This is a genomic window from Pseudomonas sp. GM21 (genome assembly GCF_000282215.1).
Classification (GTDB): Bacteria; Pseudomonadota; Gammaproteobacteria; order Pseudomonadales; family Pseudomonadaceae; genus Aquipseudomonas.
Genome location: NZ_AKJS01000016.1, coordinates 24,395 through 47,731, shown reverse-complemented (window position 1 = coordinate 47,731; position 23,337 = coordinate 24,395). Strand labels below are relative to the sequence as shown.

Below are 23,337 nucleotides of genomic sequence, written 5' to 3'. Positions count from 1 at the left end.
ATGCCCGATGAATTAATTGATCAGTCGTTCATATAATCATTAATATGATTATTACTGTCAATATGAAAATAACTTGAGGAGATCTGCCTCGATTTTGAACGGCGCCAAAGGCCGAACGGAACCTTTGGCGATGCCTCTGCCGAGGCCGAGGGACGGCGCCTCTTCGGTCTAACCTTCGTCGATTCCGATACGGGTCCCGGTAATGTAAGAGGCATAGTCGCTGCAGTAATAGCTAACCAGAGCGCCAAGCGATGCCAACTGCTCGCCATCTTGCGCCTGCACCTTGTCGAGCAAACGAGTCGCAATAACATTGCTACGGATGTTGTCGCGTCCCCACTCCACCGCCAGGGACATGCTCATGGTCAGCAATCCGCCTGCACTCGCGGCGGCCGCAATGGCTCCCCCTTCCGCCTGCTCCGCACGCCTGGATGTCAGGTGAACAACTGCACCCTTACGCTGATCAGCCATGCAGCGCCGTGCCAATTCAACAGTGCAGAAGAAGCGCACATCCATACTGGCATTAAGGGCAGCGCGCCATTCCAGGTACGACAAAGTGTCGGCACTCGCGGTGCTGGTCGGGGCATCCGCATACACCAAAATGCCGATTCTTCCCGCCAGTTGGGCTTCGGCGCGCTCAAACAGAGCCCGGACATCCAGCTCGTCGCGCAAATTTTTGTGCGCAACGACAAATGGATGGGCACCCGAGGTTTCGAGTGCATCAACAACCGCCGTGACTGCCTTCCCACTACCGATTACCAGGGCGTTGGCCCCGAGATTCCAGGGTCCGATCATTGTCATCATTGCGGCAGCTCCCCCCAAGGATTGATACGATCTCGTGGTGTCACGAAAGCAGGATGCATCAGCGCACGACGCAGTCGATCTCCCCCATCAATCAGCGCCGTCTGGCCAGTGATGCCTGCCGCCAAGGGCGACACCAGGAAGGTTGCCAACCAGCCCCACTCGTGCAGTTCTCCAGTGCGACCGATAGGAAACATGCTGCTCATACGCTCCATGGCTTGCTTGTCCAGCGTTTCCACCACGGCATCCGGATGCGGAAAGAAGCCCGCAGCAACACAGTTCACCCGTATGCCATTGCCCTTCCAATCGTTGGCCATCGCCTTGGTCATATGAACGATGGCCGCTTTCGCTGTCGCTGAATGGGCATCACCCGGGAAGCCAGACCAGATGTACTGCGCGCTGTTGTTCACAATTGCACCTGGCTGCCCAAGCGATTTGCGTCGGCGAGCAAACTCCGTGGAACAGAGGAACGTGCCATCCACGGCAATTTGAGTAATGGCGCGCCAGGCATTGGCAGAAATTTGCTCGGCCAACGCGGGGAAGTTCCCACCCGCATTGTTGGCGAGAATGCCTACGGGACCGAGACGCTCCTCTACCTGGTCAAAAGCCGACTGAACGGCGTCAGGTTTGCGTACATCGCATGCCACGCCATGGGCTCGTATACCAAAGCCCTGCAATTGGCCAAGCGCTTTTTCCAGACGATCAATTGATCGCCCCACGATAGCGACATCAGCCCCTGCCTGTGCAAAGGCGCGCGCCATTCCAAACCCCATGCCTGAACCACCACCGGTCACGAATGCGACCTTGCCTTTGAGCATGTCGGCAGGGAACGGAGGTCGCTCAAGTTGAGGCGCTTGCAGCGCTCCCAAGGCGTTGCGAATTTCTTTCATGCTTGTCTCCTGGACGAACAGGCGCACGCTTCGCAGCGCCAGTCGACAATGAAAACTGGATCAGTAAAAGCAAAGAAGCCCGGCTCATCACTGGCCCGGGCTCTTCGCGTCACCTTCCTGTCCGGATCACGCGTATTGAGTCATCTGAACCATGAGGTTGTCGGCGATACGGCGACCAGGCCTACTTGACCAAATGCTTGACGGTTGCCGTCCGCTCGTAGATCCCGCCACCGATTTCACCATCCCACTCCCAGCGTGGAAATGCCTCCGCCAGTACCGTACCTTCCGGGTCGGTCAGGTCAACCCCCGGAGTTCCGTCGGCAGCACCCTGGAAGGTCAACAACGCAGCCGTGACGGTTCGTGCTGTCAGCTCCACCGTATCGCCATCTTCCAAATGCAGACGCACTGTCACCTTTTCTCCAGGCGTCTCATGAACATTGGTCAGCTCGGTGTGCTCAATTTTTACCGCGCGGCGGTAATTTCCATTCTCGTAGACGTAGCCATCTTCAAGACGCACAGTACCGTCCCGCGCAACAACCTTGAATGCGCCAAAAGCTTTGCCACTAGGGAACGCACCGCCCGTGAGGACATGGGTACCCCAACCGGTGAGATCTCGAGGGCCACGAGAGTGGTCTCGCAGGCCAAACCCACCGATAGTAAAGGTGCGTTCATCGACGGTAATGGTCCCGCTGACACAGTACATTTGCTCGTAGTGAGAGGAGAACGCCTGGCCGACATGGGCCTTGGCATGTTCACCGCCAGTCGCAGCCAGGAAAACCGGCGCAACGTTTTCAACTTCCAGATTTACGCTGATGCGGTGGTTGCGCTCACCCTCTTTACTGATAGGGCCTGCTTTCATATCGGCCAACGTTGTCTTGATCGCATCGCCTTCGAAGCTCAAACGCCAGGTACGGAACGGAACAATGTTCTGCAGCAGCATTTTCGGTCCGGCCACTTTATCCGGCACGCGTTCGCCGCCGTTTGCCCAGTGGAAGTAGTAGTCGTCAACACCGACGGCGATCATCAGTTGCTCTGTCCAGATCGAAAAATCCTGGGGCTTGGCACCGAGATGCAGATAGTGGCCGACACCATTTTCCAGGTCGTAGCCCACAAACCAGAAATTCTCGCTGAACATTGGCACATCTTCGGGCTGCAACAGGCAGTAATCCGCTTCCGGAGGCATACCCGCGGACCACAGCGATGGAGCTGGTTCATATTTGATGACAGACATGAGGACCTCTCTAACTAGGGTTGTTGTTTTATTTAGCGGCCTGCCACGGCGAAATCACCAACCACCTTTTCCTGGTTGGCGACTCGCAAGGCAAGGGCAGCAGACATCGCGTCACGAGCCCGCCCCGGGACATGAAATGTCTCCTCGATGGCGATGCAGAAAATCTCGCTCGCAAGTGCGTAAGCACGCGCGTCGTGCGACTGCGTCACTCCTCTCGCACAGTGTTCTCGCAGTGCAGTAAGAGCGGCCTGAATTGTTGTCTGATCGCCCACGCTTTCTTCGAGTAAAAGTTCGCCAACAGACTGATAAGTAGCGACCTCCTCAAGGATAAACGCCGGTTCCATTTCAATACGGCGAGCCACGAACGCGAGGAGCTGACCAGACAGTACGAGCTCCATGGGCGAGACATTGCCATCGGCACTTTGCACCGATTTGGAAGCGATCAGGCGGCCGAGAAGATTGAGAACGGCAGGGGCAGCAGGACGTGTAAGCATGGCACTCTCCTCTATTAGCGACGGCTGTGGCCCGACGATGCGGCGCATTCCAAAGCACTCAAACTCTCAAACCATCGCAAATGAGTAGTCGCCAATACCGCCGATACATAGGCAGCCAGGACAGGTGCATCCGGGCTCGCCTCCACGGTGGCTGGACCACCGACCAGCGTGTTGTAAACGCCAACACTGGCCAATAGTCCGAAATAGGCAACCGCTGCAGGATTGATCACTTCTTCGCTCAGACCTGAGGCAGCGCGGTAACGCGCGCAGAACGCCTCGGTGTCATCCGCTAGAAGGTCCGGAGGAACAGACGTAGACACTGTCCGATACCAGCCGATGTCCTCTCGTGGATCGCCGATGTGGCCATATTCCCAGTCAACCGCGGTTAACGAGCCATCATCCGTGACAATCAGGTTGTCGTTGTTCAACTCGCCATGGACGAGGCAGAGGGGAGCCGACTTGGGCTTGTTTGTCCGCAGCCATTTGGCGATGTAGCGAACAATGGGGTCAGGCTCGAGCCCGGAGCGTTCAAGTGCAATCCATCTGTCAATAAGCCCATCGATATGACTGTCCCAGTCCCTCGGACGGGGGAGATCAGCAGGAAGATCTTGCGCGGGCACGGCATGAATCGAGACTAGACAATCGCAAAGCCGATCGGCGAAAGAGCGACGATCGTTTGCGTGCGCGTCAATCATCATCTTTTTGACCGTCGGGCCTGAAACGTGCTCGACGACAAAGCAAGGCAAGCCCAACGCGTCCCCTTCATCGAACCATAACCCCGCCGGCAAAGGGACATCCCCACGACAGGTCAGCGATGATATAAGTGCCCACTCTGCTGCTCGATCAGTGAACGTAATCGCCTCACCGCAAGGGCGACTCGCCCGCAATACAAGCTTGCGAATACCCGTGGGGGCGTGGAGGTCGAAAGCAGCCATGAACTGGCTGAATCCACCGGACAGCAGTTGCATGTTGTCAATCCGGGTTCCAGCGTTTTCGCGACCAATCAGCCAACGGCTCAGGTCCTGCGTTACTTTGTCGAGATCAACCATCTTGGCTCCCCGCGATGTTTGAAGCGGCACGATGCTGTGCCGTCTTCCCTGCGGACAGAATAGTGTCGCCCTCCCGGTCGATCTATAATGGAAAGTCCATTTTTAGTTTGCTATCGTCCAGAAATGAATGACCCACTTTCGCAAATCATCACCCTGCTTGAGCCACGTGCCGTGCTTTCGAGCATCATCAGTGGCGCAGGCCCCTGGGGAGTCCGTTACTCTGACCTCGGCCAACCAAGCTTCGGTGTCGTGCTGGAAGGCAGCTGTCGTCTGGTCGTCGACGGCATGGAGGCCATCACGCTTCAGGCGGGTGACTTCTTGCTCATGCCGAGCACACCGGGGTTCATTCTGTCGGGCTTCGAACCAGTCACTCCCGTGCCCATTGATGCGAAATTGACGTCCACGTCGGCGGATGAAATTCGCTACGGAACCCCCAACGTTCCCCCAGACGTCCGTTTGCTCGGCAGCAAGTTCGACTTCAACTCACCCAATGCGGCGTTGCTGATATCGCTGTTGCCGGAAATGGTACTCATGCGCGGCGTCGAGCGGCTTTGCGTGCTGGTACAACTGGTCAACGAGGAATCCAATGAGCAAAGGCTAGGCCGAGACCTTGTACTCATGCGCCTGGTGGAGGTGTTGATGATCGAGGCGCTTCGATGCGCATCGAGTGAGCACGCGCCACCTGGATTGCTGCGCGGTTTGGCAGACCCGCGAATCGCCTTATCGATCCGACAGATGCACGCTGCCATCGGACGCGCATGGACGATGGCGCAACTGGCGAAAGAGGCTTCACTTTCACGCTCGGCTTTTTATGAGCGTTTCAGCCGTGTGGTGGGAATGCCGCCAATGGAATACCTGCTGGCCTGGCGCATGGCCGTCGCCAAGGATTTGCTTCACCGCCAAGACATCAGCATTGCCGAGGTCGCCGAACGCGTCGGTTACGGCTCGGCCAGCAGCTTCAGCACCGCGTTCAGCCGGTGTGTGGGCAAACCACCGGGTCACTATGCACGCGAGTCGCGGTATGCATGGCAATCCTGAATCGTGATTCAGTTTCCGGCCATGGAATTGAGTGGCGGCCAGCTCGGTGCCCGATGAATTATTTGATCAGTCACCCCTATAATAATTAATATAATTAATATAATTAACTATTGATACGAAATCGCTCAAAGGTGCGAAATGTCTGATCAAATGCGGCCTCCACGGGGGCGTCGTCCCTTGGGGCACGACAACATGACCAAGGAGCGCTTGCTTCAGGCGGCTCAGCGCTTGTTCGAAACGCGCAGTTTTCTTGAGGTAGGGACCCGCGAGATTGCCGAAGAAGCGGGTTTGGCGGTTGGCACCATTAACTACCAGTTCGGCTCGAAGGACGGATTACTCGATGCACTGTGTGACCGTATAACGCCTGCGTTATCGCAGGAGCGCCTGGCGGGTCTGAGCATCGCGTTGACGCAGGGCGGCTCTCGAGAGGAGCGCCTGCGCGGTATCCTGCGGGCATTACTTCAGCCGGTATTACGCTGGAGTCGCCGACCGGAAGCGCGACTGTTTTTTGGCCCGTTTCTGACCCGCGTGAAGGCCGATGGCCCCCAACGTATTCGTGAACTCAAGAACGAGGAGACACTGAGCCTGCATCCTTTCCGCGATGCCTTTCAGGCGCTGTTTCCTGAACTGTCAGAAGAGGATATTGGCTGGAAGCTGCACTTTGTCTTGGCCATCGAGCATGCACTGACAGCCGAGCAAGAGCGCTTGTTCCTGCTCACAGACGGTAAAACTTCAGACGAAGACGTCGAACAAACCCTGGAGCGCAGTCTGGATTTCATGATACATGGTTGGCTCGCGCCCGCCAGGTAGTGACTTGTTTGACACTACATAGGATAAGCAGATTGCGCGGGTCTGACGCCGCGCTTCTCTCGAATCAAACCCTGCCGGAAACCGGAATCAAGGCCCCGGTCACTGCGCTCGCCTCAGCTGAAAGCAAAAACAGAATGACCGCAGCAAGCTCTGCTGGCGAAACCCAGCGCGAAAAGTCTGCATCCGGCATGTCTGCGCGGTTCTGCAAGGTGTCGATGATGCTAGGCAATACCGCATTGACGGTGACACCCGTATCTTTCAACTCCTCGGCAAGGCTCTCGGTCAAGCGTGCCACGCCAGCTTTTGACGCCGCATAGGCGCCCATACCCATTCCTGCTTTCAGCGCTGCACCTGCGCCGATATTGACGATCCGCCCATGAGTGCCTTGCGTCAGCAATGGCAAGGCAGCTTTGCTCATTGTTGCGGTGGTGCGCAGGTTGATGTTGTAGAGAAAATCCCAGCTGGCCAGATCGCCGTCCGCCAGCGTTTCCCAGCGAAAACCACCGGCAATATTGACCAGCGCATCAAGGCGGCCAAATTTCTCACGGATCGCGGCTGTGGCAGATTGCGCCAGATCATAGGAGGTCAGGTCCATACCGCCCAGTTGCAACGCATCGGCCAGCGATGGCGGCAAGTGCACCGCAGGCTCATGTGCGTGGTCAATCATCACCACCTTGGCCCCGCGCTCGGCAGCAGCCTGCGCTACAGCCATGCCCAAGGTACCAAAAGCGCCAGTCACCGCGACAACGAGACCATTCAAATTGCTGCTCATCGATTTTCCTTTTTTGCTAATTGTGTTGAAGATACGGCCCAAGCCGGGGTTATCAAGCGAAGCCAATCGTCCGTGCGCCAGCGCCTCGAGCCTTCCGCGAATTTACTGAACAGAAATTCAAATAAAGCAGGCCAGCACTTTTAAATCATATCAATGATTAATATACTAAAGCCAGCCACCCCACCCAGCGTCAAGCCCAAAACAGATTCAATAACTATCCAAAAAAATCGATAACAACAGGTATTGGAGGTTCCACATGGTCCTGGCTCTCAACGCAGCGCTCTACATCGGCGGCGAATGGATACAGCATTCGAACACCCGGATGGAGATCATCAACCCTGCTACTGAAGAGGTGATTGGCCATGCAGCTGTTGCCGGCGTAGCCGAATGCGATCAGGCCATTGCGTGTGCCCGTGATGCCTTCGATAAAGGTCCCTGGCCAAAAATGAGCATGGTAGAACGCGTCGCCGTGCTGCAAAAAATGCATGACTACCTGATGGGCAAACGCGCGCAGATCGTCGACCTGGTGGTGCGTGAAGCCGGGGCTACACGGATGATTGCCGAGTACCTGCATTTTGGTATCGCGATGAAACACGCAGCGCATCTCATGGCAGAAGCACTGCGCATCCAGTCGCCCATGACGCCTATCGAGCTGACGCCTGACGCCCAGGGGCACACCGTGTTGGGCACCTCCGTTACCCTCTATGAGCCAGTGGGTGTGGTTTCGGCCATCACCGCCTACAACTTCCCCTTCTTCCTCAACGTCACCAAGCTGTTCCACGCCCTGACAATGGGCAACACCCTGGTGCTCAAGCCCTCCCCTTACACACCGATGCAGGCGAGCCTGCTCGGTGAGGCGGCGGATGCTGCTGGCCTGCCCCGTGGCGTGCTGAACATCGTCAACGGTGATATCGAAACCGGTACCCTGTTGACCACCGATAAACGCATCGACATGGTGACTTTTACCGGTTCCGACAAAGTCGGTGCTGCGATCATGGCGCAAGCGGCGCCCACCCTTAAAAAAGTTCATATGGAGCTGGGTGGCAAATCGGCGCTGATCGTGCGTGCCGACGCAGACCTGATGAAAGCAGCGCAAAGTGGCCTGGGTGGCTTCACCATTCAAGCCGGCCAGGGTTGCGCACTGACTACTCGTCATCTGGTGCATAACTCGATTCGCCAGCAATACGTCGAGACGCTGGCGGCCATGGCCAGGCACATTAAGGTTGGCGACCCTGCAGATCCAGCTGTGAACATGGGGCCACTGATCCGCGAGGCGGCCCGTCAGCGAACCGAGCAGTTCGTCGAGATCGGTCGTGACGCCGGCGCCCAACTGGTTTTCGGTGGTCGCCGTCCTGATGGACTGACACGTGGTTTCTATCACGAACCAACGCTATTCAACGATGTACGCAACGACATGCGCATTGCCCAGGAAGAGATTTTTGGCCCGGTTGGCGTGGTTATTGGCTACGACAGCGACGAAGAAGCCATAGCCTTGGCCAACGACTCGGATTTTGGCTTGCACGGCACTATTTTCTCGGCAGATGCCGGCAAAGCGTTCCAGATAGCCCGGCAGATTCGTACCGGTGGCATGGGCATTAACGGCGGCGGCGGCACCATGCTGTCCGATGCGCCGTTTGGCGGTTACAAACGCTCCGGGCTGGGTCGCGAATACGGTCGTGAAGGTCTCCTGGAATTTACCCAGATCAAGTCGATCAGTTTCCACGCAGGCTAAATCAACAGATATCCGCCCTCCCTTCTCCTGTATCGTCCCTTTGGGCTATACGGGAGACCTGCCCACCCAGCGTCATAGCAAGGAGTTGATCATGAGCGCCGCCAGTTTCGAACGTATCCTGCCAGAGATAAATGAACAGAATCGCCACTTCTGGTGCGGTGGCGAAGACGGCCACTTGCACATGTTGCGCTGCGACGAGTGCCAGCACTTTGTTCACCCGCCCATGCCTATCTGCACGCAATGCCGCTCAAGGGCACTGACGGTACAAACACTGTCTGGCACCGGGCGCGTCGCGAGTTTTACCATCAATTACCAGCCCTGGTTTCCCGGCCTGGAAGTGCCGTACTGCGTCGCGATAGTAGAATTGGACGAACAACCGGGATTGCGCCTGACCAGCAACATTGTGAACTGTGACCTGGACGCCATTCAGATAGGCATGCCCGTTCGCGTACACTTCGAGCAGCAAGAAGATGTTTGGTTGCCACTGTTCGAACCGGCGCAATCGGTTAGATAATTACCCCACGGGAGCCCGCACCGCCCTCTTGCCACTCGCGCGGAGACGTTGAGCTCCCACTTCGTACTCCAACCGACTTGCAGCCTTCGCCCATGACCGTACAACTTTCACCTGAACAACCCGCCGTCAACCTGCAGGGGCAGGCACTGGGCCGAAAGGGCCAGCTCACCCGCTTGCGTTTGATCGCCACCCTGGAGGGCTTGCTCAAGCACAGACCGCTACGCGACCTGCGGGTGATGGATATCTGTCGCGAGGCAAAAACAGCCCCCGGTACGTTTTATCTGTACTTCCGGGACGTCGAAGATCTGGCGCTTGAAGCCATTCGCAAGGGCCAGGAGCTTCCGCGCGAATTGAGCGAGCTACTGGACGAAGACTGGCCAACCGAGCAGTCGTTCGACTATGCCAAACGCTTCATCGGCGGGTACGTCACCTACTGGGAGGAGCGCTATCACTTGCTGCATATGCGTAACCTGGCGGCCGATGAAGGCAGCCAGGCGATGGTCGATTTGCGCCACTCCTGTGTCGTTCCCCTGATGGAGCAGATCGCCAGGAAAATCCACCAGGCTCGTGCCACCCAATCTACTGAAGACGGTCTCAACCCGCTGGCAGCCGCTACGGTGATCATGGGTAGTCTGGAGCGACTGGCGGCAGTTTTTCGCTTTCACGGCCCCCTGCGGTCGGACATGACCGTTGAAGACGTGATTACCGCGCAAGCATGGGTATTGGCACGGATGCTTGGCCAGCAAAAGATCAGCGCCCCTGAGCAGCCTCGCTGAACGAGAACATTTCCTTCGCCTTGAATAGGACGTCGATCCGCCATCAACGTGCGTGCTGCGCCGCGCTATGCACGTTGATCGACAGCACCTGGCAATCAAAAATTAACATATATATGATATATATGCTTTAGTAACCCAAGGTGATTCCCTGTGCCCGCTGAATGCCAGGGTGCGCTGGCTCCTGATTCGCTCACTTAAAACAATAAGAACAGGAAGACTTCCATGTCGAAGGATGAGAGTAACCAGTTACACGACCTAGTCATGTTGAAAACTGTGGAAAAAGTCGGCTTTGCCAATCGGCAGGCAGTCCTGACCCTGTTTTTGCTGACGCTTGCTTATGTTTGTGTCGCACTGGATCGGGCCATCATTGCCGTCGTGCTGGAACCGATCAAGCATGAATTCACGCTCACCGACACCCAGATGGGGTTGCTCCCGCTGGCGTTTTCCGTGTTGTTCGCTGTTGTCGGTGTGCCGCTGGGGTTGCTGGCGGATCGGCTGAGCCGGCGCAACATCATTATCGCCAGTCTGTTCGTATTCAGCGTTGCGACAACCCTGTGTGGCGCAGCGCTCAGTTTTGTTCATCTGCTGCTTGCTCGAATCGGTGTCGGCGCTGGCGAGGCCGGTACTGGCCCGGCGGCAATGTCGATCATCGCTGATCTGTTCCCGGATCGGCAGCGTGCAACTGCGTTATCCGTTTACTACCTGGCAGCCCCATTGGGGTTTGTTTTGACGTTCGCACTGGGTGGGCACCTGGTCGGTCAATACGGCTGGCGTTTTACATTTTTCGCCGCTGGAGTGCCAGGCGTATTGCTCGCCGTGGTACTCCTGCTGCTGATGCGCGAGCCCGCCAGACCACCAACAACCCCGGAAAACAGTGCGCCGGGCGGTCTGGCGGCATTCTCAAAACCGATCAAGCAAATGGCGCGCAAATCGACACTCAGGCATTTGACGATCGGTATAACCCTGAATGCGATGGCATCGGCGGCCATCATGCTCTGGTGTGCGGCATTTCTGCTGCGTTCCCACGGTATTCCAGTGGCTCAAGCCGGGTTATTGGTCGGCGTTTTTTACGGTGCCGTCAGTATGATCGGTGTACTCGCAGGAGGCGTGGTGAGCGATCGACTGTCCCGCCTGGGGGAGGTCTGGCGTACGCGAGTGCTTGCGCTGGCTGCACTGTTTTCGGCACCGGCATTGCTGGGGCTGCTGCTGTCGCAAAGCACTCTGGCGATGATTGTCAGCTTTATCGTCTGGGCCGTGATTTCTTCCATCTGGTATGGCCCCGCATTCGCTTTGACTCAATCGCTGGTACCTGTGCGGCAGCGAGCGACGACAGCCAGTTTGCTGTATTTGCTGACTAACCTGATCGGCGCCGGCATCGGGCCCCAATTGGTGGGCATTTTCAGTGATGCACTGGTGCCGAGCCTGGGCGTCCAGTCATTGCGCTATGCAATGGCAACCATGGCCATTATCCATCTCTGGGCCATGTGGCATTTCCTGCGCGCAGGTCGCACGGTGCAACGCGAACTGGCCGAAGTCGATGGCGCGCAGGCAACCCTATGAGTTCAAGCCTTGGGCGCCAGATCAGGCCGCGAGTCGCTTGCCTGGCCGTCAGTGGAACAAGATAGGCGGCGTAGAAAACTTTGGGGGGCCGCCGCAGAACGCCAGCCCCCTTCGGTCAGTGGTGAGCCTTCACCTGAGTCTGCGCTCTCATTTATAGAGTTCTGATGCAGCGCGACGCTTAAGCGAACGCCTACGAAAATACCGTCGAGATCAATGTACTGGCCAACAATTGTGGGTGCGAGATAAAGGGCTCGTGTGGCGTGTCTATCTCGACCTTGTCACCGCAGTTCAAACGCTGGGCGAACCGTCGTTGCCAGGCTGGTGGCAGGATGTCGTCGCGCAAGGTCACGATATAAGTCGCTTTCATACCGAGCTCGAGGTAACCGCTGCGCGATACAGGTTCCATATGGGTGGCCGGCGGCGTCTTGTCCTGAGCGACTTCTCCGAGCAACCAGGCGAGCTGCTCCTGATCCAGGTCGCGTCCGAACATCGCCTGCAGCATTGCGTCGGGCGCGGCGGTAGCCGGGTCCATCGGCCAACCCACCTGGTCAGGATGGGCCCCTCGGGATGAAGCGCCCATCATCTGCATGATGGTCTGGCCTTCGGCAGGCCCTGCGGTGGTCAGATAGACCAGTTGAGAAAATAACGCCGGGTCCTCGACCGCCATCATCGGCAACAGAACACCGGCAATCGAATGTCCCACCAGCACCGCATCGCGGACCTGCGCCGAGCGCAGATCGTCATTGAGTTCCCGCGTGATCTGCGCCAGGCTCAAGCCCGTGGGGTCACGATCGCGCTTTTGCCCGCAACCGGGCATATCCAGCGCAATAATGCGCGCAAAGGGGTTTTCCTGCGCGTCCAGCACCCGCGTAAAAGGCTCCCAGCACCACGAACCATGTTGTCCACCGTGAAGCAGTATCAGGTCTGTCATGTATTGACTCTCTTCTTATAGGGATAACTATCCTGTTACTTGCACAAAGGCCGGTCGGGCATGAGTATCTGGTCATCGCCATCGCAGGCGATTCACACCCTGTCGACGAATCCACCACCCCTGCCCTCCCGGCCCCGGCGCCTCATCGAAACAGAGGCGTCATAACGCTAAGCGATGCCGACATCGGCAGATCGTTTAACGCTTTTTCAGCACAACTCCCGCTGCTTCGCGATCCCAGGTATTTTGGGTCACCCCCTCATCACGCAATTCATACTTGAGCACGCGCCCTACCGGGTTACGTGGCAACTCAGAACGAAACTCAATGAATCGTGGCACGGCAAAGTACGGCAACTGATCGATAGCCCAGTGGCACAGCTGCTCTTCAGAGAGCTCGACACCAGGCTGAAGAATGGCGGTGACCTTTACTTCGTCTTCTGTGAACTCGGACGGTACGGCGTGCACCGCGACATCCAGAATCCCGGGATGCGCGCGAAAGGCGGTTTCCATTTCAAAGCTGGAAATGTTCTCGCCACGACGACGCAGGTAGTCTTTTTTACGATCTACGAAGTAGAAGAAACCGTCTTCATCGAACTTGCCAATATCACCGGTATGGAACCACTGGTTGCGCATGACCTTCAGGGTGTCTTCCGGTCGACGCCAGTAACCTTCAAACATGACATGCGGCTGGAGCGGGCGAACAATGACTTCACCTGACGTGCCTGCGGGCTGCTCGACATCGTTGTCATCGACAATACGCACGTCGAACCATTCGTTACGCTTGCCCGAAGCCCCAGGAGCACTATCTTCGCCAAACACCGCCGAGGTCAGCAGCGAGGCCTCGGTCAACCCATATCCAGGTACACCGGTACTGCAATCACCGAAGCGCTTTTTCCAGGCTGCCTGCAGTTCAGCGGGAAAGGGTGCCGCGCCGACGCGGCGCAACTGTCCATAGCAGCGCTTCATCGCATCATTTTCCGGTGCGTTGATCAGCAAGGGAAGCATAGACCCCAGCAGATTGACGTCATTGGCACCCGTGCGCTCGATTTCCGCCCAAAAATTGGAAACCGAAAAACGCGGATAGATCGCCACCCGACCGCCCACTATCAGCTGGGCAAGGATGCTGGTAGAGGTAGCGTTCATATGAAACAACGGCAGTGGCGACCAATTTATCGTCTGTGCAGTACGGCCGTTAGCAATGACCGCCTGACGCGCCAGGTTGCATGCATAGTTATGGCTGACCATACAGCCCTTGGAAGGCCCGGTAGTACCGCCGGTGTAGATCAGCATCGCGAGGTCTGTCGGTTTTACCTCAGCCTCAGGCAGCGACGTGTCGTGTGAACGAATTTCGTCGATGGGCAGCAATTGCAATTGGCTGGTTGTGAGCGGACGCTCACCTCGATAGACCAGCGTAGCAACCTCCGGCAGACCTTCGGCGATCGCCTGAACGCGCTCGGCGTAATCACTTTCTGCAATCACCACCCGCGCACCAGAATCTGCAACCTGGTGGCGAAGGAACGTGCCTTTATATGCCGTGTTTACCGGCACACTGACAGCACCTAGTTTGTTGATCGCGAACCAAAGCAGAATCGCATCGATGTTGTTGTCGATGATAGTGACGACGGTTTGACCGTGTTCCACCCCAAGGTTTCGCAAGCCATGGGCCAGTCGCGAGGACTCGCGATCCAGCTGAGCATACGAGTAGCTCTCGCCCAGCAAATCAATGAACGGCTTGTCGCCATTGGCACTGACGGCGCGTTGCAGGGCTGCAACCACTGTGTCCTGCTCACCAACGCTCCAGACGCTTGAATTCTTCATGTCGTAACCACCTTGTTGTTGTTTTCACCCGCGCAAGTCAAAGACCTGACGCGAGATTGCTTCGATCTGAGTGAATCAAATTCCAGCTTGCAGAAAATCACCTGGCGATAAGTTGCTCGCCACGGTTGATCGCTGCTGCGGGCTTCTGGGTATTAGCTGCCGCGCGGTCCGCCAGAATGATCTGCGCGCCACGCCAAGCAGTCGCCATTGCCGGTCCATTGGTATTGCCTGAAACCTGGGTAGGGAATACCGAGATATCCATCACCCGTAGCCCCTGCACACCCCGAACCCGCAGTTTGTTATCGACCACTGCCATCGGGTCATCTGCACGACCCATTTTGCAGGTACCTACCGCGTGGTAGGTGGTCGAGCCAAAGCGGCGATAGGCATCGAGAATCTGCTCGTCCGAATGCACCGCAGGCCCTGGGAAGGTTTCTTCTACGATGTAAGGCTTCAACGGCTCTTGAGCGAAAAGACGCCGCAGCAGATGTACCGCATCGATCGACGTACGTTTGTCTTCTTCCGTCGCCAGGTAGTTGGGGTTCACCAAGGGTGGCGTTCCTAATGTTGCCGAGCGAATCTGCAGGGCTCCCTGGCTAGTGGGTTTCATTGGATACACCATCATGTGTGCACCTGGCCATGTATCGAAACCAGGCAACCCTTCATGCCCTTCAATACGCTGCAAGGAAAACGGCGCGGCATGAATCTGCACATCGGGAGTCGCCAGCTCAGGGCGAGTCTTGAGGAACCCGTTGACGTCTTGCGAGCCCGTCGACATGACACCTTTCTTGCTGAAAACGTATTGCAACAAGTTACGTATCAAGCGCCAGCCGGCGAACTCTTTGTTGTACGAGAGTGGCTGTTTCAAGCGATATTGCAGAAACAGTAAACGCTGTTCCAGCAGGTTTTCCCCGACGCCTGGAGCATCCACCAAAACCGGGATGCCCAGTTCCTGCAGCAGCTTCGCCGGGCCAATGCCGGACCGCTGCAGCAATTGTGGCGACTCCATTGCCCCCGCACACAAGATCACCTCTTTTGCCGCGCGATAGTCGACCGTCTTTACACCTTGAGCAGTCGCACACTCAACACCCACGGCACGTGCACCTGCTACGTCGTCTTCGAACAGGACGCGCTGCACTAACGTATCGGTGATAACCGTCAGATTCGCCCGCGACATGACGGGGTGCAAGAACGCTTTGGCCGCACTTTGCCGGCGACCATCCTTGATGGTTCGTACGGCATAGCCCATGCCCAGCTGATCAATCCCGCTTTGGTCATCGCGAATAGGAACGCCAATGCGTTCACCTGCTTTGAGCATGGCATCGAGTACGGGGTGGTGAGCCGGAGAGGGGCTGACCTTGAGTGGTCCACCGACGCCACGAACACCGTCGTCGCCCAACTCATGATCTTCGATAGCTCGGAATGCGGCACCCACCTGCGCCCACCCCCAACCTTCGAGACCAAGTTGTTTCTCCCAAAGGTCATAATCCTGCGGCTGACCACGAACGTAGATCATGCCATTGATACTGCTGGAGCCGCCGAGTGTCTTACCACGCACCCAGTGTTCGGAGCGCCCGCCCGTACCTTCACCGGGTACGGTGGAGTATGACCAAGTGTGCTTAGGGTCTGGCATCAGTGCGCCGAACCCCTTCGGCATGCCAATCATCGGGCTTTTATCAACCGGCCCTGCTTCTATAAGCAACACTCGGTGACTTGGGTCTGCACTGAGGCGGTTGGCAAGTACACAACCGGATGAGCCAGCTCCAACAATAATGGTGTCGAATACTTCATTAGTGGCCATAGCGTATTGGCTCTCTATTGTTATTATCAGGACGACCTAAAAAAGCAAGCAGCAGGCAATCAAAGCAACTATATACATCATTAAAGCGCTAACGCCGCTCTGCTTGCAGAACAGCGTCAGGCGCTAGTCCACCCCCAAAAAAATCAGGACACTTTGAGGTTGGGTGACAGCGCAATCGCATCAGACGCACCGACACTGCCGTCCTCCTTGGCGACCTCGGTGAACATTTTGACGATGTCACCGGATGTCACACGACGACGCACTTCACCTTCAGCCAAAGGCGCTGGGCCACCAAAAGATTGTGGGCTGGTATCAATGTGCGTAGCCAGGGAACGCAAAGCGCCTGCGGTGCAGTTTTCCCGCCCGCCCAACTTGCCAAACGCATCGAAATTGAACATGCGCAGGGCATTGCCATGGGTGATCTTGTCGATAGCCGTCGGCGAAAGGTGTTTGATGGTAGAAATCAGACGCTCCGGACACTCAGGCCAAACGGTATCGGAATGCGGGTAATCGCATTCGTACGCGACATTGTCCTCACCAATTTCTTCAAGGTTCTTGAGGCCAAACTGGTCATCGATGAAGCAGGTGAGAAAGTGTTCCCGGAACACTTCGCTTGGCTTCTTGCCGCCGAAATCTGCGTAGGTCCACGCCTTGTGGTGTGCATGGGTGAAGTCGGCACGCTCCAGGAAGTAAGGAATCCAGCCGATACCCCCTTCAGAAAGGGATATTTTCAGATCGGGATAACGTTGCAACGCTTGAAGGTGCAGCCAGTCGGCTGCCGAATTGACGATGGAAATGGGCATGGTGATGATCCATGCATCAATGGGCGAGCCCATGGAGGCGTGCGGAGCCGCTGCGCCAGAACCGATGTGAATGTTGATCACCACCTTGTTCTCGGCACAGACCTTCCACAGCGGTTCCCAATGCTCATCATGCAGGCTCGGCTGGCCACGCAGCGATGGGTTATCCGTAAAGGAAATGGCGTGGCAGCCCTTGGCAACTACACGCTTGATTTCTGCCACGGTAGCCTTGATGTCCCAATACGGAACGATGGCATTAGGGATGTTGCGACCCGGGAAGCTGCCGCACCACTCATCGATGTGCCAATCGTTGTATGCCTTGAGCAGCGTTAACGCGTTTTGCTTGTTATCAAACTTGTGGAACAGGCTGCCGTCGAACGTAACCACGCTTGGAAAGTTCAGCGAGGCCAGTAAACCGTTGGCATTCATGTCATCGATGCGCGCCTTGATGTCCCAGGCGCCTTTACGCATCTGGTCAAAGGAAATCGGCTCACAGCCATATTCTTCACGCATCCGCCCAACAACGGCATTGAGCCCGATGTTGCCCGCGCGGCGCCCCTCGAACAGCCAGTAATCGGCACCGTTCTTGTCCTTCAGTACCTTGGGGGCGAATGCTTTCTGCGCCACTGTCAGGTGCTGCTCGAACATGGTCGGCGGCTCAACGATATGGTCATCGACACTAACGAGGATCAGATCATCAACATTCATGGTGCATCTCCTTCTCACGGGCGGACAATCTCCGCCTCAGGCATGGCCCGTTTTCCAGGCATTTTTTGTTCTAGCAGACGACAGCAGGTTATCCGGTTTTAAATAGGCCTTCAACAATTACCGAATATTTTTCGGTTTTTACATCATGCTTATTTTTGCGACATAGCAAGCGCCAGGTGCAGCGCTCGTTATCGCACCCGATCAGGCGAAGTAATCAATCAATAACGTGTCAGTAAAGCGCACGAAGCCAGTGGCCCGCCGCCATTTGCCACCACTGCCACTTGAGCATTGGCGACCTGCCGCTGGCCGGCCTGCCCTCTTAATTGCAACACCGCTTCATGGAGATGGCCAAAGCCATGCAAGCGCCCAGCAGAGAGCTGCCCGCCGTGAGTATTCAGTGGCAACTCACCATTGAGCGCAATACGCTGACCACCTTCAACAAAGGCTCCAGACTCACCGGGCTTGCAGAAACCCAGCGCTTCCAACCAGGACAGGGTAAGGAAGCTGAAACCATCGTAAAGCTGCGCCACATCAACATCGACAGGCTTCAAGTCCGTACGCTGCCACAGACGCTTGCCGGCGTCTCGCGTCGCCATACTGGTGAGATCGTCGTACTGATCCCAGCCGGTTTTGCCATGCAAGGCGCCGCAAATGGCCTCCACCCGAATGGCCGGACAGGCTAAATCTTTAGCCGTATCGATATGCGAGACGATCACGGCGACCGAGCCATCCACCGGGATATCGCAATCAAGCAAACACAGCGGTGTCGAGATCATCCGTGCAGCTAGATAGTCGTCCATCGACAGCGGGTCGCGATACACGGCTTTGGGGTTCAGCCCCGCGTTATGACGAGCCGTCAGCGCAATTTGTCCGAGCTGCTCACGTGTGGTGCCGTAACGATGAAAATGTGCCTGCGCAAACATTGCCGTCCAGATAGACGCCGACGGTGCATTGAAGGGAATTTGCCATTGAAACATGCCATCGATGCGCTGCCCGACCTGCCCTGTCCGGCTAGCGCCATGGCCGGCGGCCGCAGCCGTCGACTCGGTTAACGTACGGAAACACAGCACATGCCTGGCCTGCCCTGTGGCAACCGCCATGCACGCATTGAGCACCGAACTGAGCTGCGCTGGACCTTCGGCGCCACCGGCGTACCAATTGAGCTTGAGGTCCAACGCATCGCGCAATTCAAAAATATGAACAGGAGACATACCCACAGGTGTCGCCTGCTGGCCAGGCCAGCACGAAACCCCATCGATATCTTGCGGGGTGAGTCCTGCATCGCTTAGTGCGACCTCTATCGCCTCAAGGGTCAGGTCCAAGCCAGTACGCCCCAATCGACGACCCACTGCCGACTGACCGACACCCGAAATACAAGCCTTACGCTCAAGAATCTCCATTTGAAACCCTTAACCAATCATTGAGTGCACAGCATCATCGCGAGTAAGCAGACACTGTCCGTCGGCGCTACAAAATATCGCACTGGATCAGCAGGTCACATCCAAGCCAAACCAGCGCGAATTTATTGTGTATATGATTAATCTAATTAGCCCAAATATGAAAGCTCTTTTTTATGCGATACCCGAGGCAAAAACATTGGGGCTACGGCTGATCAGAGGATTGCCGAGCGTGCGCGAAGCTCGGCGAGTTGCGCGTCGTCAAGCCCCAGCTCACGCAGGACCTCGTCGGTGTGCTGGCCAAAACGCGGGCCGGCGCGTAATTCACCAATGGGGCGTTGATCAAACTGCGCGGGCGAGACCGCAGCCTGGTAGGTGATTCCATTGTCGCCATTAACCGTGCTGATGAAGCCATTGACCAAGGACTGTGGATCGACCAACGCTTCCTCAGGCGTCTTGACCGGCGACCACACCCCCTTGAGGGTAGCAAGGCGATTACTCCAATCCTCCAGGTCTCGACGGGCGAAAATACGGTTGAGTTCTGCCGTCAGCGCGTCCCGATTGGCGTGGCGACCTGCACCGTCGGCAAAACGCACGTCATCGAGCAGTTCCGGCGACTCAAGGTGCGCCACCAGATCGGGCCACCACGCATCAAAGAGCACACACAAATTCAACCAACGCCCATCACGGGTGCGGTAGTTATTGGTCAGTGCCAGTATCGGCGTCTCTTGTGGGCGGGTGGCAAAGGGCGGTGCGCCAATTCCGACGGCTAGTAACGACTGCGACATCAGAAAAGTGCCCATCATCAGCAAGGCATTGTCGACGACTGCACCGCAACCGGTTCGCTCACGCCGAAATAGCGCAGCGGCGATGGAACCGGCCAGGGTCATCCCGCCCGTCATGTCGCCAATCGAGCCTGGCTGCCAAGGCGGCACCTCACCTGAGTGTGTTTGCAGGTGAGCGGCGCCAGTTCGACACCAGGCAGAGGGGTAATCAAACCCTCCCGCATCCGCCAGCTCCCCGTGCAGGCCGTAGGCAGTCCCTCGTGCGTAGATCAGTCGAGGGAATCGCTCCATCAACGTTTCCGCCTCGATGCCAAGTTTGCAGCGTGCATCAGTGCGCATATTGGTCAGAAAGACGTCCGCAGTCTCAAGCAAACGGTACAGTTGTTCCCGACCTTCTGGCTGGGTCAGGTCAAGCGCGATACTGCGTTTGCCGCGATTGCCGACTTCGAAGTAAGGATTGACCGAACCATCGGTCCCCGGCAGCTTGATGTGCCGGGAAGCATCGCCCCCCTGGGCCCGCTCCACCTTGATGACATCGGCGCCCCAGTCCGCCATTACCATGCCGGCCAGCGGCACAAAGGTGTGCTCGGCCACTTCAATGACCTTGATCCCTTTCATGACGTCGTACATTGCATCCTCCATCCAGCTTGGCCATATGCAGTGCACAGGTGGCTGGTTTTGTTATGTGTGAGAGCCAGCCTGATTTTCAGCGCCCCAAGCGATTCAGTCGAATAAGAAAAATCACGCAATCATAAGAATTCATTATTCTGCGCGGCGGCCGGCATGAACACCTGCACCTGACGTGATCATGCTGACCCTCCCTCAATGAGTCGACATGCAGCCCGTACGTGCAGAATGCATATCGACAATAATCATATTAATGATTGTCAACGCACACGCGATTCAACAGACTAAGCTGCAAGCGCAGAAGGAGCGAACCCGCGCAACGACCTTCTCAGGCAACCCGACCATGATAAAAGACACACGCTTATTGATTGAGTTTGCCGCCGTTGCCCAAGCCGGCTCTTTCACTCTGGCTGCACGCGAGCTGGGCGTGGCGCAACCCTGGCTTTCGGCTCAGGTGCGCAAGCTGGAAGAACAACTGGGGGTACGCTTGCTTGATCGCTCAGGTCGCCGACTGGATCTGACCCCCTGGGGCGCTGAGTTACTGGAAATCGCAGCGCCCTTGCGCCACCAGACTGCTATGGTACTGGCTCAAGTCGCAACGCTAGCCAACCGGGCCAAGGACACCTTGCACATCGGCTTGCCTCCCAGCGGCGTTGACGCAGTCATCTTGAAGATCATGCAAGACGCCAAGCTTGGTGCGCATAACGACATATCAGTAGAACACAGCGTTTCGGAGAGCCTGATAGGACGCTTGCAACAAGGCATTCTCGATCTCGCCTTTTTTATTGGCACCTTTGACCTGGACCCAGCCATTGTTGACCAAATGTCGATTTGCCCGGTGTACGTCGAGCTGATCCTGGACCAACACGATCCGCTTGCCGCTGTGCCGGGTGTGCGCCTGGCACAACTGGAGGGACGAACACTTTCGGTGTTTCCACGGCGATTGAACCCGGCGCTGTATGACGATGTGGTGACTCAGGCGTTGGCGGCAGAGGTGGCCATCGGGCACTTTCCCGAATTGAATCTGCAGGCACGAACACTCAGCGAAGACATCGATACGCCTGTTCGCATTGCCCTGGCCACTGCATTGGGCGGCTCGGTCGCCCCATCAGGCCATACCTGTGTCCGCGTCCTTGATGTCGACGGCTGCTGGCTACAAGTGGCGCGACTGAAGAGCAATTCGCTAGGCGTGGTACGACGCAGCTTCTGGCAGGCTGCCCGGAGTTTTGCCACAAGGTTCTCAGCGCAATAACGTCCCGTGGCTGGCTGTAGATGAGTTCACCTCCAAGTCACCAACAAGATCCCAACCAGGTCACCACAGCCAGGCTGGTTTGCGCTTACGCGCATGCACCATGCCTGGCGCAAAAAAAAACCGCAGTTCAGAAAGATCTGAACTGCGGTTGAAGGTCAAGCAGGTGAATCAGCGTACGCCGGTACCGGCCATCGATTCCGAACGGTAGGTGTAGTCGGGTTTGCCTTCGGTCATTTTCAGATAGCACTCAGGGTCATTGACCATACTGCTCATAAGGTACTGTCCCTTGTTGAGGTCGTAGGTGGTCACGACACTGTTCCACATGCCGGCGGTGCCATCTGCGCGTCGTAGATACTGATTTTTGGTGTTGGATAAACCCACCCGGAACACCTTGCCCGCATCATCGGTGGCATCTGATGCCATCAGCGTCCAGGAGTCCTCGTCGATATAGAAGTTACGCTCGGCAGCGATGTGGCGCACACCCGCCTTGCGCGTCGCCTTGACAACCCACACTCGATGCAGTTCCCAGCGCACCGCTTCCGGGTTGACAAACTGCTTGCCCAGCACATCACTGGTTTTCATGCTCAGATATTTATACTGGTTATAAGGCACGTACATCTCTTGACGCCCGACCAGTTTGAAATCGAACCGGTCCATGCGCCCAGCGAAAAGCCCAATCTCGTCGTAGTTCATTGCACCGGACAGTGATGCAGCCGGTGTGTCGTAGCTAAGTTCAGGTGCCAGACGGGTGCGGCGTTGACCTGTGGTGTAGGACCAAGTGCGTTGGGCCTCCGTTTCCGCCGCCAACGGGTACCAGATCAGGGTTTTCTGACCCGCATCACGAGAGGGTGCAACGGTCTTGGTAATAAACCGGTAATAGGTTTCGCCAGCCCCTTGATAAGGGGTTACCTTCTGATCCCAGTATGGGTAATCCGAGAAAAGCTCACCATCGTTGGTCATGATTTGGGAGCCGCTGGAGTCGACAAAATAGCTTCTCATCCGCGTCGTGTAAGTCCCCGTCTGGTGAGTCAGCGCATTCCACATGGCTTCATAACCGGTTTTCGGAATCGGGAATGGGGTAGCTCCCCAGCACCCACGCAACCCGACACCATCAGGCGATGTACTGCATTGCGGGTTATTGGCGTTGGCCAACGCAGCCTTGCTTTGGGCGTCCGTCAAACTCCCAAAGCTGCGGTGCGTAGGGTATACATCGATGCGGTATTCAGGAAACCGCTTGAAAAGTACCTTGGTGCCGACGGTCAGCTTGTCGGCGTACTGGTCCAGGTTCTGGTTGGTAATGCTGAACAGCGGCTTTTCACCAGGGTACGGATCCACTGGCTTGCTTTCGCCCGGGCTCGAGCCAGGTGGTGGTTTGACCCCACCGGTATAGGCGGGAATAGTCCCCTCCTTGTTCCCGGCAATTTCCGCACCCCAGGGAGTCAGGGTGGTTCCCAACTGCTTGATTTCTTCTGGTGTAGGCTGGGCAAAAGCGGCCGACGCAACGGCGAGCGAAAGTGTCGCAACCATTATTCTTGGTGAAATGATCATGTCGTGCTC

At 56.7% G+C, this 23,337-nt stretch carries 20 protein-coding genes; 7 read left to right on the top strand and 13 right to left on the bottom strand.

Features of this window, described 5'->3' with window-relative positions; all coding sequences use genetic code 11:
- Positions 1-168: 168 nt before the first annotated feature.
- From PMI22_RS25365 to PMI22_RS25380, 5 genes are all read right to left on the bottom strand, one after another.
- Positions 169-801 carry an SDR family oxidoreductase gene (locus PMI22_RS25365; protein WP_007943185.1) on the bottom strand — a complete coding sequence of 211 codons (633 nt, stop codon included), beginning with the start codon at positions 799-801 and terminating at the stop codon, positions 169-171.
- Positions 798-1,715, bottom strand: coding sequence for an SDR family oxidoreductase (locus tag PMI22_RS25370; protein ID WP_202949201.1), 918 nt, complete (start codon positions 1,713-1,715; stop codon positions 798-800). The genes PMI22_RS25365 and PMI22_RS25370 overlap by 4 nt, the downstream gene beginning before the upstream one ends.
- 154 nt (positions 1,716-1,869) lie before the next feature.
- The gene (locus PMI22_RS29895; RefSeq protein ID WP_007943183.1) at positions 1,870-2,919 is read right to left on the bottom strand and encodes a DUF7065 domain-containing protein; all 1,050 of its coding nucleotides are present in this window, start codon (positions 2,917-2,919) and stop codon (positions 1,870-1,872) included.
- Positions 2,920-2,951: 32 nt separating this feature from the next.
- A complete protein-coding gene (locus tag PMI22_RS25375; RefSeq protein WP_007943182.1) occupies positions 2,952-3,413 on the bottom strand; it encodes a hypothetical protein in 462 nt (153 codons plus the stop codon).
- Between the two features lie 14 nt (positions 3,414-3,427).
- A complete protein-coding gene (locus tag PMI22_RS25380) occupies positions 3,428-4,462 on the bottom strand; it encodes a phosphotransferase family protein (RefSeq protein WP_007943181.1) in 1,035 nt (344 codons plus the stop codon).
- 123 nt (positions 4,463-4,585) lie between these two features.
- On the opposite strand from PMI22_RS25380, the gene PMI22_RS25385 reads away from it, so the two are divergent.
- Both PMI22_RS25385 and PMI22_RS25390 read left to right on the top strand, forming a co-directional pair.
- Complete coding sequence (locus PMI22_RS25385; protein ID WP_007943180.1) at positions 4,586-5,500, top strand: AraC family transcriptional regulator; 915 nt, start codon at positions 4,586-4,588, stop codon at positions 5,498-5,500.
- A 138-nt stretch (positions 5,501-5,638) separates the two neighbouring features.
- Positions 5,639-6,310: a TetR/AcrR family transcriptional regulator gene (locus PMI22_RS25390; protein ID WP_007943179.1), complete on the top strand. Its 672-nt coding sequence runs from the start codon at positions 5,639-5,641 to the stop codon at positions 6,308-6,310.
- 64 nt (positions 6,311-6,374) lie between these two features.
- Here the strand turns inward: PMI22_RS25390 and PMI22_RS25395 are convergent, their stop codons facing one another.
- Entirely contained in the window at positions 6,375-7,082 is a 708-nt protein-coding gene (locus PMI22_RS25395; protein WP_007943177.1) for an SDR family NAD(P)-dependent oxidoreductase, read from the bottom strand.
- A gap of 256 nt (positions 7,083-7,338) precedes the next feature.
- Here PMI22_RS25395 and PMI22_RS25400 point away from each other — a divergent pair, with 256 nt between their 5' ends.
- The 4 genes from PMI22_RS25400 to PMI22_RS25415 all read left to right on the top strand — a co-directional run bounded on the left by PMI22_RS25400 (position 7,339) and on the right by PMI22_RS25415 (position 11,664).
- Positions 7,339-8,814 (top strand): aldehyde dehydrogenase family protein, encoded by a 1,476-nt coding sequence (locus PMI22_RS25400; protein ID WP_007943176.1) that lies wholly within the window; start codon positions 7,339-7,341, stop codon positions 8,812-8,814.
- 91 nt (positions 8,815-8,905) lie between these two features.
- The gene (locus PMI22_RS25405) at positions 8,906-9,328 is read left to right on the top strand and encodes a Zn-ribbon domain-containing OB-fold protein (RefSeq protein WP_007943175.1); all 423 of its coding nucleotides are present in this window, start codon (positions 8,906-8,908) and stop codon (positions 9,326-9,328) included.
- Between the two features lie 92 nt (positions 9,329-9,420).
- Positions 9,421-10,104, top strand: a complete 684-nt coding sequence (locus tag PMI22_RS25410) for a TetR/AcrR family transcriptional regulator (RefSeq protein ID WP_007943174.1) — start codon at positions 9,421-9,423, stop codon at positions 10,102-10,104.
- A gap of 222 nt (positions 10,105-10,326) precedes the next feature.
- Positions 10,327-11,664: a spinster family MFS transporter gene (locus PMI22_RS25415; protein ID WP_007943173.1), complete on the top strand. Its 1,338-nt coding sequence runs from the start codon at positions 10,327-10,329 to the stop codon at positions 11,662-11,664.
- Positions 11,665-11,854: 190 nt separating this feature from the next.
- Here PMI22_RS25415 and PMI22_RS25420 read toward each other — a convergent pair whose 3' ends face one another.
- The 6 genes from PMI22_RS25420 to PMI22_RS25445 form a co-directional block, all read right to left on the bottom strand.
- Positions 11,855-12,595, bottom strand: coding sequence for an alpha/beta fold hydrolase (locus PMI22_RS25420; protein ID WP_007943170.1), 741 nt, complete (start codon positions 12,593-12,595; stop codon positions 11,855-11,857).
- Positions 12,596-12,790: 195 nt separating this feature from the next.
- On the bottom strand, positions 12,791-14,410 hold the full coding sequence (locus PMI22_RS25425) for an AMP-binding protein (RefSeq protein ID WP_007943169.1): 1,620 nt from the start codon (positions 14,408-14,410) through the stop codon (positions 12,791-12,793).
- 97 nt (positions 14,411-14,507) lie between these two features.
- Positions 14,508-16,211, bottom strand: coding sequence for a GMC family oxidoreductase (locus PMI22_RS25430; RefSeq protein ID WP_007943168.1), 1,704 nt, complete (start codon positions 16,209-16,211; stop codon positions 14,508-14,510).
- A 143-nt stretch (positions 16,212-16,354) separates the two neighbouring features.
- Positions 16,355-17,719: an amidohydrolase family protein gene (locus PMI22_RS25435; protein ID WP_007943167.1), complete on the bottom strand. Its 1,365-nt coding sequence runs from the start codon at positions 17,717-17,719 to the stop codon at positions 16,355-16,357.
- Positions 17,720-17,937: 218 nt separating this feature from the next.
- Positions 17,938-19,119, bottom strand: a complete 1,182-nt coding sequence (locus PMI22_RS25440; RefSeq protein ID WP_007943166.1) for a thiolase family protein — start codon at positions 19,117-19,119, stop codon at positions 17,938-17,940.
- Between the two features lie 212 nt (positions 19,120-19,331).
- Positions 19,332-20,531 carry a CaiB/BaiF CoA transferase family protein gene (locus tag PMI22_RS25445; RefSeq protein WP_007943165.1) on the bottom strand — a complete coding sequence of 400 codons (1,200 nt, stop codon included), beginning with the start codon at positions 20,529-20,531 and terminating at the stop codon, positions 19,332-19,334.
- 340 nt (positions 20,532-20,871) lie between these two features.
- Here PMI22_RS25445 and PMI22_RS25450 point away from each other — a divergent pair, with 340 nt between their 5' ends.
- Positions 20,872-21,780, top strand: a complete 909-nt coding sequence (locus PMI22_RS25450; RefSeq protein ID WP_085984690.1) for a LysR family transcriptional regulator — start codon at positions 20,872-20,874, stop codon at positions 21,778-21,780.
- Between the two features lie 168 nt (positions 21,781-21,948).
- Here PMI22_RS25450 and PMI22_RS25455 read toward each other — a convergent pair whose 3' ends face one another.
- Positions 21,949-23,328 carry a DUF1329 domain-containing protein gene (locus PMI22_RS25455; RefSeq protein ID WP_007943163.1) on the bottom strand — a complete coding sequence of 460 codons (1,380 nt, stop codon included), beginning with the start codon at positions 23,326-23,328 and terminating at the stop codon, positions 21,949-21,951.
- Positions 23,329-23,337 lie beyond the last annotated feature (9 nt).